This is a genomic window from Cupriavidus campinensis (assembly GCF_905397395.1).
GTDB classification, from domain to species: Bacteria; Pseudomonadota; Gammaproteobacteria; order Burkholderiales; family Burkholderiaceae; genus Cupriavidus; species Cupriavidus campinensis.
Genome location: NZ_CAJPVH010000097.1, coordinates 1 through 11,115, shown reverse-complemented (window position 1 = coordinate 11,115; position 11,115 = coordinate 1). Strand labels below are relative to the sequence as shown.

Sequence of the window (11,115 nt, the reverse complement as noted above, 5' to 3'; positions counted from 1 at the left end):
CTGGCGAGCGCGGCCAGGCCGGCATCCAGCCCAGCCACATCGCCCGCTTCCACCAGCGTCAGCCGCAATCCGCGATAGCCCAGACCTTCGACAATGGCGCGCGCCACGCCCATCTGCTCGACCAGCGCGGCGCGGTACTGCGGGGCCTCGTCGCCCGTCAGCAACACGGCCACGCCGCCCGCGCCCCAACTCAGCGCCGCCAGCCACAGTTCGATGCCGGTGGCAGCCGGGTGGAACAGCGGTACGGGGATCACGTTGGGCGGCACGCCGCGCGCCTGCCCGGCCCGGGCCGCGCGGCCCAGCGCGAGGATGGCCGGGGTGCCATGCTCCTCGCCGTGCAACAGCAGCACGGCATCGCGGCCGCCGGCGCCGTTGTAGGTGGTGACCAGCGTACGCAGCCGCTCGCCGAGCGTCTCCGGGCCGGGGTAACCGTAGCTGATGGCGCCGGTCGGGCAGACCGTGGTGCACGCGCCGCAGCCCATGCAGAGGTTGGGCGTGACCTCGATGGAACCCTTGCCATCGCGCCAGCGCGAGCCAATCGCCTGGGTCGAGCAAATGTCGATACATGCGGTGCAGCCCGTGGTCTGGTTACGGCCGTGGGCGCACAGGCTTTCCTTGTAGCGGAAGAACTTGGGCTTCTCGAACTCGCCCACCATCTGCTGCAGCTGCAGCGCGTGGGCGTGCTGGCGCGCCACGTCGGCGCCCGCATGCAGGTAGCCCTGCGGGGGCTGGTGCATGGCGAAGGCCGGGGCGTCGTTGAGGTCGAAAACGAGGTCGAAGCGCGCCTCGGCGGTGGCAGCGGGCCGGTCGAAGTCGATCGCCGCCGCCGCGCCGCAGGCCTTCACGCAGTCGCGATGGTCGCGGCAGCGGTCCAGGTCGATCTGGTAGCTGAAGTCGATCGCCCCTTCCGGGCAGGCATCCACGCAGGCGTTGCAGCGCGTGCAGAGGTCGAGGTCGATCGGGTTGCTCTGGCCGGCGCCGGTCTGCCAGCTGGCCGTGAAGTTGCCGAGCCAGCCGGTCAGGCTGGCCAGCGTGCCGCTGTGGACGGGCCAGGCGCGGCTGGCGGGCGGCGTCACATCGCTGATCGATGCGCCGGTCAGCAGCACGGTGACTTCGAGGCCGGCCTCGGTGAGCCGGCCCGCCCAGGGCAGCGCCCGCGCGGCCGGGCCCAGTACCAGCACGGCGCCGTTCGAGCGGTAGTCCACCACCGCCACCGGGTCGGGCTCGGGGAGCGCCGCGGCGGCCAACAGGGCGGCGATCTTGGCGTTGGCGGTGGCCGGGTCGCGGCGCGCGCCCTGCGACCACCCGCCGGTCTCGCGGATATTGACGAAGCGCACCGGCGCGGTGACCACACCGCCCTCGCGCGCGGCGCCGGCCACCTCGGTGAACAGCGGACTTTCCTGGGTGCAGGCCACGATGACGTCTTCCGCGCCATCGAGCGCCTGGCGGAAATCGCCGATTTCACGCCGGCACAGCAGGCGGTGGACCTTCAGGGAACCAGAGGCATCGGACAGTGCCGCCCCGTCAAGCGGCATGGTGTCGTTGCAATTGCAGATCAGCGTCGGCATGGGGCAAGACTGCTTGCCGGCCTGGCGCCCTCTTCGTTGCGGAGGGTCTTCCGGCCGGCGGATTTGTAGGGGTGGCCCATTCTAGGCCCACACGCGGCGAAGAGCTACGCGCGTTTATCCGCAGGGAGGGGTGGAATGGGGGTGTCGTCGGCGGGAGCGTCAGGCTGAGGCTGGGCTTGCGCGACTTCGGCTTCCGGAGATGGCGGAGATGGCGGGGCCTCCAGCGCCTTGGGATCGGCCGCTACCTCGCCCTCCTCCTCCTTTTCCCCTTGCCGTTCCTCGTCCTCGATCGGGTCGAACAGCCCGAGCGTCTCCGACTGGGTCAGCCGGCGCAGCACATCGAGCGGAATCGGGTCTGGCTTGCCGTAGTCGTCGATATAGGTGTCCAGCCCGTCCATCACATTGAAGTGCGGATCGGCGAACAGGGTCTTCAGCGCGGCGCGCTTGACCGTCTCGTCCACGCCACGCGCCACGAAGCGGGCGATGTTGTCGCCCGGTTGCAGCAGCGCCACATCGGCCAGGGTGGGCAGCAGCGCGGCTTCCTGAGGGTCGGCGGGCGGCGCAGTGGGGACTTTTGCGACCGTGACCGCCACCGGGGCGGCATCGGGCGCCAGCACGGGCTCGGCCGGCACCGGCTGGCCCTCGCGCACGGCGGCCTTGCGGCGCGACCAGCGCGAGAGGAAGGAGGAATCGGCGTCGCTCATGGCGGGGTCCGGGGCCGGTCAGTACCGCGCGCGGTCTTCCGGCGCCTTGAAGGACTCCGGACGGCGCCGTTTCTTGGGCTCGGGGCGATAGTTTTCCTGCGTGAACGCTTCGAGCCACTCGCGCTGCGCGGGCTCCAGCGGCACGTTTTCCACACTCTCGCCAGCATCGAGCCAGCGCCCGGCCTCGTTATAGGAGAGCGTCACCGTCACCGGCACGGCGCGGGTCTCGCCATCGGCATCCGCCTCCTCGGCCATGCGCCACAGCACGAACCAGCACGGCGTGGTCGAGGTCAGGTTGAGGTAGTAACCCTCGCCCTCGTCGCGATACAGCGTCACGGGATGGCCCGGATAGAGCCAGCGCGCGCCGTGGCTGTCGGCATCGAGCCGCAGCGGCGCGGCGCCATACTCGCCCAGGTCCGGCAGCACCGCGTCCAACTCCCACTTCCAGGGCTGCCAGCGGTTGGCCAGCGGCACCTTGCGCATCACCACGGCCATGGTCACCGCCGGACGGCCGGCGGGCGGGGTCTCTGGGGAGACCGGCGAGGCAGGAAGCGGTTCGTCCATGGCAGCGGCGGGCCTCAGGTGTTCTGCACCACGATGCTTGGGAACTTGTTCGTCATGTCGCGTGCCTTATCAGCCACTTTGATGGCAACCTTGCGCGCCACTTCGCGGTAGATCCCGGCAATCGGGCTGTCCGGCTCGGCCACCACGGTGGGGCGGCCCGAATCGGCCTGCTGGCGGATCGACAGGTTCAGCGGCAGGCTGCCGAGCAGGTCCACGCCATATTCGCTGCTCATCTTGTCGCCGCCGCCTTCGCCGAAGATATGTTCGACGTGGCCGCAGTTCGGGCAGCAGTAGACCGCCATGTTCTCGACGATGCCGAGGATCGGAATGCCGACCTTCTCGAACATCTTGAGCCCCTTGCGGGCGTCCAGCAGCGCGATGTCCTGCGGCGTGGTCACGATCACGGCGCCGGTCACAGGCACCTTCTGCGACAGCGTCAGCTGGATGTCGCCGGTGCCCGGCGGCATGTCGACGATCAGGTAGTCCAGGTCGTGCCAGTTGGTCTGGCGCAGCAGTTGTTCCAGGGCGGAGGTGACCATCGGGCCGCGCCATACCATTGGATTGTCCTGCTCGATCAGGAAGCCGATCGAGTTGGCCTGCAGGCCGTGGCCCTCCAGCGGCTCCATGGTCTGGCCGTCGGCCGACTCGGGGCGGCCGTCGATGCCCAGCATCATCGGCAGGCTCGGGCCGTAGATATCGGCGTCGAGCATGCCCACGCGGGCACCCTCGGCGGCCAGCGCCAGCGCCAGGTTCACGGCCGTGGTGGACTTGCCCACCCCGCCCTTGCCCGAGGCCACCGCAATCACGTTCTTCACGCCCGGCAGCAGCTTCACGCCGCGCTGCACCGCGTGGGCGACGATCTTCATGGTCACGGCCACGCTGACGTTGGTCACGCCCGGCAGGCTGCGCAGCGCGCCAATCACGAGCTTGCGGATCGGCTCGAACTGGCTCTTGCCCGGATAGCCCAGTTCCACTTCCACCGAGACATCGCCGCCGTCCACCCGCACGTTGCGGGCGGAGCGCGTGGATACCAGGTCGCGGCCCGTGTTGGGATCGATCACGGTGCGCAGGGCATCGGTTACCTGTTCAATGGTGAGGCTCAAGGCAGACTCCGCTTCTTTATATATGGGTCGGTGGGGATCAGGCGCGTAATGTATCAAAGTATGAAGGAGCAGCCAGGGGCGCGATAGCGCGGGGCGAGATCCCCTCCATCGAGTGTGGAATTACAGACATTTACATCTCTGACACGTTTGCCCTTGTGCGGGTGCTGCCATGTCCCTATTGTAGTGCGCCAGTGCCCGGCCTCCCGCCCAACGCCGGCAAGGCGCCCGGCCCCGCCGTCCTGCTTGTTTTCAAACGCATGATGAAACTTGTGGGCGCTCGCTACGTCAATCCGGCGGATGCAGTTACCATGCGGTATGCAGTTGACCGAACATTAGTGAAATATCCCAGCATGTCATCAGAAGGAGAAAGCATGAGATTCAAGCTTGTCACCGTCTCGCTCGCCGTTGCCGCGGCCCTGGCCGGTTGCGCCACGGAGCAGCAGACCCATACCGCGGTCGGCACTGGCGTGGGCGCGGCCGTGGGTGCCGGCCTGGGCAACCTGATCGGCGGCAACACCACTGGCACGCTCGTGGGCGCGGCGGTGGGCGGCGCCGTGGGCGGGGCCACCGGCTACAACTGGAATGCCATCCGCGGCAAGCTGAACAAGGACACGGCGGGCACAGGCACCCAGATCACCGAGCAGCCGGACGGCTCGCTCAAGGTGAATATCCCGAGCCAGGTGACGTTCGATACGGACAGCGCGAGCATCAAGCCATCGTTCCGCTCGGTGCTCGACCAGGTGGCGCAGACCCTGGGCCAGCACCAGGACGTGGTTGCCAACGTGGTAGGCCACACGGACAGCACCGGCAACCCGAACTACAACATGCAGCTCTCGCAGCGCCGCGCCCAGAGCGTGGCGTCGTACCTGGGTGACCGAGGCGTCGCCCGAAACCGCCTGAGCGCCGAGGGCCGTGGCCAGAGCCAGCCCGTGGCGGACAACGCCACCGAGGCCGGCCGCGCCCAAAATCGACGAGTCGAAATTTTCTTGAAACCAATTCAGGGGTGAGCCGGTCATACCGTTCAGATACCGCTTGCCACCGTTGCTGGCTCGCGATGGGTGGCTGACCTCCCGGGCGGTATCTGATTTCTCCTCCTTTTCCGTTGTGGAAAGCTGCGCCGGTACCAACCGGCGCTTTTTTTTGGTCGAACAGTTTGCCACGCCGATTCCGGACGCGCCGGCGCCCCGCTTGCTAAAATAGCCGCTTTCCGTCCTCGCGCCCGCCTCCGGCGGCCCGCCGGACCTCATCATCATTCCCCGGCCTCCTTCATGACCGCACGTCGCATCCTCGTCACATCCGCCCTGCCGTACGCCAACGGCCAGATCCACATCGGCCACCTGGTGGAGTACATCCAGACCGACATCTGGGTCCGGTTCCAGCGCATGATGGGCAACGAGGTCTATTACGTGGGCGCCGACGACACCCACGGCACGCCGGTCATGCTGCGCGCCGAGAAGGAAGGCATCAGCCCGAAACAGCTGATCGACCGCGTCTGGACCGAGCACAAGCGCGATTTCGACAGCTTCCTGGTTTCGTTCGACAACTACTACAGCACCGACGCCGACGAAAACCGCCAACTCTGCGAGAAGATCTACCTGGCCCTGAAGGCCGAGGACCTGATCGCCGAGCGCGAGGTGGAGCAGTTCTACGACCCCGTCAAGAACATGTTCCTGCCGGACCGCTTCATCAAGGGCGAGTGCCCGAAGTGCGGCGCCAAGGACCAATACGGCGATTCATGTGAAGTATGCGGCACAACTTACGTGCCAACGGACCTGAAGAACCCGTATTCGGTGGTCTCGGGCGCCACGCCGGTGCGCAAGTCGTCCACGCATTTCTTCTTCAAGCTGTCCGATGCGCGCTGCGAGTCGTTCCTGCGCGAATGGGTGGCCGACCTGGCCCAGCCGGAAGCCGCCAACAAGATGCAGGAATGGCTGGGCAGCGAAGGCGAGGCCTCCACGCTGAGCGACTGGGACATCTCGCGTGACGCCCCCTACTTTGGCTTCGAGATCCCGGGCGCCCCGGGCAAGTACTTCTACGTCTGGCTGGACGCCCCGATCGGCTACTACGCCAGCTTCAAGAACCTGGCGGAAAAGAAGGGCATCGACTTCGACGCCTGGGTCGGTCCGCACTCCACCGCCGAGCAGTACCACTTCATCGGCAAGGACATCCTGTACTTCCACACGCTGTTCTGGCCGGCCATGCTGCGTTTCTCTGGCTACCGCACGCCGACCAACGTCTTCGCGCACGGCTTCCTGACCGTGGATGGCGCCAAGATGAGCAAGTCGCGCGGCACCTTCATCACGGCGCAGAGCTATATCGACACCGGCATGAACCCGGAATGGCTGCGCTACTACTTCGCGGCCAAGCTCAACGCGAGCATGGAAGACCTGGACCTGAACCTGGACGACTTCGTCGCCCGCGTGAACAGCGACCTGATCGGCAAGTACGTGAACATCGCCAGCCGCGCGGCGGGCTTCCTGGTCAAGCGCTTCGATGGCAAGGTCAACGAGGCCGCGCTCGGCAACCCGCTGCTGGTGCAGCTGCGCCAGGCCGCGCCGCAACTGGCCGCCTTCTACGAGGGCCGCGAGTACAGCAAGGCACTGCGCCTGGTGATGGAGCTGACCGATGCCGTGAACGGCTTCGTGGACGCCAACAAGCCGTGGGAGCTGGCCAAGGACGAGGCGAAGCGCGATGCCCTGCACGCGGCCTGCTCGGTCTCGCTGGAAGCCTTCCGCCTGCTGACGATCTACCTGAAGCCGGTGGTGCCGGCCATGGCCGCGGGCGTGGAGCGCTTCCTGAACATCGAGCCGCTGGACTGGCGCGCCATCGACAAGCAACTGTCGGCCGACCGCCCGGTGCAGCCGTACGCCCACCTGATGACCCGCGTCGATACCAAGCAGATCGAGGCGCTGGTGGCCGCCAACCGCGACTCGCTCCAGGCCACCGCGGCTCCGGCTGGCGAGGCTCAGGGCGCCCAGGGCGCCCCGGCCGGCATCGAGCCGATTGGCGACACCATCACGATCGATGATTTCGCGAAGATCGACCTGCGCGTGGCGAAGATCGTCGCCTGCGAGAAGGTGGAAGGCTCCAGCAAGCTGCTGCAACTGACGCTGGACGTCGGCGAAGGCAAGACCCGCAACGTGTTCTCGGGCATCCAGTCGGCCTACACGCCGGAGCAGCTGGTGGGCAAGCTGACCGTGGTGGTGGCCAACCTGGCGCCGCGCAAGATGAAGTTCGGCATGTCCGAAGGCATGGTGCTGGCAGCCTCGGCGGCCGACGAGAAGGCCAATCCGGGCCTGTACATCCTGGAACCGCACAGCGGCGCGGTACCGGGCATGCGGATCGGCTAAGTTCGCCTACCGTTTGTTCGCTCCCTCTCCCGCTTGCGGGAGAGGGAGCCACCCCTCAAGCCTTCATCCCCCCTGCCGCCGCGACGGGTCGTCGCTACGTGACGTGGTCGTCACCACGCCCTGGCTGTTGAAGTGGACGTTGAAGAACGCCCGGTCCGTGGGCGATTCGAGCCAGCGGTAGCCCCACACCTCCTCCTGCTTCAGCGCGAACGCCTCCACCTTGGTCGGCTTGCCGAGCAGGCGCCGGATGCCGTCCTGGCTCATGCCGGGGCGCACGCGCTGGAAGTTCTCGGCCGTCAGCACCTGTTCGATGGTGCGCACGGTGCCGTCCGGCGCGGTGGTCACCATCCACGTGGTCACGCCCTCGGGCCCGCGCGGGTACTCTAGCCGCTTGCCGCCATCGGCCTCCTCCCACACGATCTCGGGCTTGCCGGCCTGGCGGCGCACGTCATCCTCGGTCGATTTGCCGATCTCGATGCCCTTGAATAGCTGGCTGTCCGGCTTCACGCTGTTCCACGTGTCGCGGGCCACGTTGCCGGCCTTTTTCATCGCTTCGTCCACTTTCTGCTGGTCGCAGCCGACCAGCGCAAGCAAGGAGGCAATCAGTCCCATGGTGGCAAGGCGTCTGCGCGACGCGTCAGTGAAGGTCATGGTGGTTATCGCTTGATGGCTTCCACGGGGTCGCCGGCCGGCTCGCTGGCCGACGCGGTGCCGGCACCGCCAGCCGTGGATCGGCGCGGCGGTTCGGCCGCAAACAGGCTACTCCAGTTATTGAAGCGGCGGTTGAACAGCACCGACAGCCCGTTGATCGAGCCGCCCTTGGCAATCAGCGACCAGCGGCGCGAGAACGCCCAGGTGAGCTTCACCACGTTCGACGCCGACGTCAGGCTCTGCTCGTAACCCACCGAGATCTGGTCGGTCACGGCCTTGCCGACGCTGACCACCTGCTGGTCGTTCAGGCCCGCCGTGGACGGCCCGATCGAGAATTCGTCGATGCCGAGGTGCGAGACGATGCCCTTGCCCGCCCGGCCACCGATCATGCCCAGCGCCGCGCCGCCGAGCGCGCCGCCGCTCAGCTGGCGCTGCTGGCCCGCCCCGGCGCTCTCCGCGCCGTAGCCAAACATCAGCCACGACAGCTTGTCTTCCTCCGGCACGTTCGGCTCCGACACCAGCCGCACGCGCGGAATCCGCACCGTGCCGGTGACCTCCACGCCGGCCTCCACCTCCTGGTTGCGGCGCATGGCGCGGATATTGATGTTCGGATTGTCGATCGGCCCGTTGAAGTTGATGATGCCGCGCTCGATGTTGAGCTTGCGGCCGAACGCCTCGTACGTGCCATCCACCACGCGCACCGTGCCCGTGGCGCGCATCGGCGCCAGCGGCTCGCTCTTCACGGCGAGCTGGCCCGCGAGCTTGATGTCCGCCCCGGCGCCGCGGAAGCGGAAGTCGTCGCCCAGATCCACGGTGACGTCGATCACCGGGCTGAAGCGGCTCGCCGGCTGGGACTCGGGCACCACCGGCGTGGCCGCGGTCTTGAGTTCGCGCTGGTCGCGGCGGCGCACCACCACCACGTCGTCGCCGAGCACCGGTGCGCTGGACTTGGGCAGGTCGAACAGGCCACGATCGACGCGGAACTTGCCGCGAATCGCAATCTGCTTGTTTTCGTTGGCGATGCCGGCCTCGCCCGAGACGATCAGCGTGCGCTCGGGGCTGGCAAACAGCTGGAGCTTGTCGGCCACGATCTTGGCGGTCAGGTTCGGGTCGGTCTCGCCCAGCTTGACGTTGCCGGTGGCCACCAGCGTCCCGTCGCCGCCCCGGAATCGCACTTCCTTCATTTCCACCGTGTTCTGGTCCAGCACGATATGGACCACGCCGTCGGTCAGGCGAATGCCCTGGTCGTAGAGCGTGACGGCGATATCGCTGCCATCCACGGTGCCGGTCAGCAGCGGATTGCCGACCGTGCCACCCAGCCGCATCGCGGCAGCCAGCTTGCCCTCGAACGCGTACTGCGGACCGGTCAGGGATTCGAGCGATTTCAGCCGGGGGATGTCCGCCGACACCGTGCCGGCCAGCGTGGAGGCCGGCCCCACGGTCAGCAGCCCCTGTTCCTGAACCAGCCCTGCCGACGCATCGACATCGATCTTGCCGATCCGCGCCGCCGTGGTGCCGCCGCGCAGCGTGACCCGGTTGCCGGCGAACTCGGCGCGCAGCGCGGTTTCGCCCAGGCCCAGCGTGGTCCAGCCGCGTCCGGCGTTGATCGAGGCGTCGCCGCTACGCCGGCGGATCTCGGCAAACCCGGTCGCGGTCTCGGCCAGGTTCAGGTTCCAGCGGCCATCCAGCACAAGATCCGAGCGCAGCGGCGGCGGCTCCCCGGTCAAGGTTTGCATCAGCTTCAGGACATTGGCCACCTCGACGCCATCGAGATTGCCCTGCGTGCGGATGCGGCCATGGTCGAACTCGAATCCGTCGATATTGGCCGTGGCACGCTCGAACAGCAGCCGCGCGGACCCGAGCCGGATATGCTGGTCCGCCACCAGCAGCTGCGTCGGCGCCGCCAGGCGCACGGTGGTCGTGCCGCGCAAGTCGAGCGTGCGGATGGTGCCGTTCCAGCCCTTGTCGCCCTGCCACGCGCCCTGCCCGGCCAGCGTCAGCTGCATCGGCTGGCGGTTCAGCGTGCCGGCCGCCTTGGCGTCGAAGGTGTGATTGCCCTGCGTGCCGCTGAGGTTGGCGTCCAGCGTGCGGATGGTGGCCTGCGGCCCCTGATAGTCGCGCGCGGCGAGTTGCACGGCCACCGTGCCGTCCAGCCCGCCGCGCAGTTCGGCATGCCCGCTGGCGCTGGCCACTTTGTGCGGGCCGATCACCAGCGCCTGCGCGCTGTAGTCGCCCACCACCTCGGGACGCTTGAGCGTGCCGGTGACCTCGGCGTCCAGCTTGGCACGCCCAGCCACGCCGAACTTGAGCCGCTCCAGTTGCGGGGCATCGACATTGACCTTGAGCCGGTCCCCGCGCGCGCCGAAGCTGCCGCGCAGGTTGACCTGATTGCCAGCCATCAGCAGGGACGCCTCGCTGGGCAGCAGGCGCTCGCCCTCAAGCCGGATCTTGCCGGTGCCCGTCATCGGCAGCCCGGCGTACTCGCTCTCGTGCAGGCCAAAATCGAGCGCCACCCGGAGTACCTTGGCCAGCGAGCCCGTGGTCGAGAAATCCGCGTTGATGCGGCCCGGCGCCACCTTGGCCAGCCGCGCCGGATCGAAATTGGCCAGCTTGCCCTTGAAGCTGAACGGCTGGGTGTCCTTGAGGCCGAGCTTGCCCTCGGCGGTCAGCGTGCCGGCGCCCAGCCCGGCGCGCAGGGCGGACACCGTTACGGCGTCTTCGTCCACGCGTGCATCGGCGAACAGCTTCAGCTCGCCCCCGGCCAGGTCCAGCGCCACGCTCTGCCGGCCCGGCTCCAGCCGCAGGATCACCGGCCCGGAGAGGTTGGTCGGCACCAGCGTTGTATAGAGATCGGCCGCGTTGAGCCGGTGCACGTCGAGGTCGAAGCCGCCGCGCCCCTCACGCAGCGCGCCCTGCCCGACGATCTCGGCCTTGCCCGGCAGCGCAATGCGCAGGTCGCGCAGCGTCTGGGCCATCTCGCTGACCTCCACGCGCGCCCGCACGCTGTGCACCGGCAGCCGTTCCTTGTCGATGGGGCCTGGATCGAGGTTGCGCACGGTGACCTCGCCGGCCACGGCCAGCGGATTGCGCGTGGGCGGCGCCGGCTGCGGCACCGGCGCGGAGGCGGATGCCGCCGAAGCCGCCGCCACCGCGCTGGCCGTGGACTGCCCCGGCG

The 11,115-nt window shown here is 68.1% G+C and carries 8 protein-coding genes; 2 read left to right on the top strand and 6 right to left on the bottom strand.

What is annotated here, in order from left to right:
- The 4 genes from KHO18_RS27200 to apbC form a co-directional block, all read right to left on the bottom strand.
- Positions 1-1,568 (bottom strand): 4Fe-4S dicluster domain-containing protein (locus KHO18_RS27200; protein WP_211944226.1); only part of this gene is annotated, 1,568 nt, incomplete at its 3' end.
- A gap of 104 nt (positions 1,569-1,672) precedes the next feature.
- On the bottom strand, positions 1,673-2,272 hold the full coding sequence (locus KHO18_RS27195; RefSeq protein WP_144197950.1) for a DUF3306 domain-containing protein: 600 nt from the start codon (positions 2,270-2,272) through the stop codon (positions 1,673-1,675).
- Between the two features lie 18 nt (positions 2,273-2,290).
- Positions 2,291-2,836, bottom strand: coding sequence for a DUF3305 domain-containing protein (locus KHO18_RS27190; protein ID WP_144197949.1), 546 nt, complete (start codon positions 2,834-2,836; stop codon positions 2,291-2,293).
- Positions 2,837-2,850: 14 nt separating this feature from the next.
- Positions 2,851-3,939 (bottom strand): iron-sulfur cluster carrier protein ApbC, encoded by a 1,089-nt coding sequence (gene apbC / locus KHO18_RS27185; protein WP_144197948.1) that lies wholly within the window; start codon positions 3,937-3,939, stop codon positions 2,851-2,853.
- Positions 3,940-4,310: 371 nt separating this feature from the next.
- Between apbC and KHO18_RS27180 the strand changes: the two genes are divergently transcribed.
- Both KHO18_RS27180 and metG read left to right on the top strand, forming a co-directional pair.
- Positions 4,311-4,946, top strand: coding sequence for an OmpA family protein (locus tag KHO18_RS27180; RefSeq protein WP_144197947.1), 636 nt, complete (start codon positions 4,311-4,313; stop codon positions 4,944-4,946).
- 261 nt (positions 4,947-5,207) lie between these two features.
- Positions 5,208-7,289: a methionine--tRNA ligase gene (gene metG, locus KHO18_RS27175; RefSeq protein WP_144197946.1), complete on the top strand. Its 2,082-nt coding sequence runs from the start codon at positions 5,208-5,210 to the stop codon at positions 7,287-7,289.
- A gap of 63 nt (positions 7,290-7,352) precedes the next feature.
- On the opposite strand, the gene bamE is transcribed toward metG, so the two are convergent.
- Both bamE and KHO18_RS27165 read right to left on the bottom strand, forming a co-directional pair.
- Entirely contained in the window at positions 7,353-7,901 is a 549-nt protein-coding gene (gene bamE, locus KHO18_RS27170; RefSeq protein WP_211944227.1) for an outer membrane protein assembly factor BamE domain-containing protein, read from the bottom strand.
- A gap of 44 nt (positions 7,902-7,945) precedes the next feature.
- A partial coding sequence (locus tag KHO18_RS27165; RefSeq protein WP_211944225.1) for a translocation/assembly module TamB domain-containing protein occupies positions 7,946-11,115 on the bottom strand: 3,170 nt, incomplete at its 5' end.

Bases quoted from the DNA above. Each gene is read 5' to 3' on its own strand.
- bamE (WP_211944227.1), bottom strand. From the start codon at position 7,901: ATGGGACTGATTGCCTCCTTGCTTGCGCTGGTCGGCTGCGACCAGCAG.
- KHO18_RS27190 (WP_144197949.1), bottom strand. From the start codon at position 2,836: ATGGACGAACCGCTTCCTGCCTCGCCGGTCTCCCCAGAGACCCCGCCC.
- KHO18_RS27195 (WP_144197950.1), bottom strand. From the start codon at position 2,272: ATGAGCGACGCCGATTCCTCCTTCCTCTCGCGCTGGTCGCGCCGCAAG.
- metG (WP_144197946.1), top strand. From the start codon at position 5,208: ATGACCGCACGTCGCATCCTCGTCACATCCGCCCTGCCGTACGCCAAC.
- KHO18_RS27180 (WP_144197947.1), top strand. From the start codon at position 4,311: ATGAGATTCAAGCTTGTCACCGTCTCGCTCGCCGTTGCCGCGGCCCTG.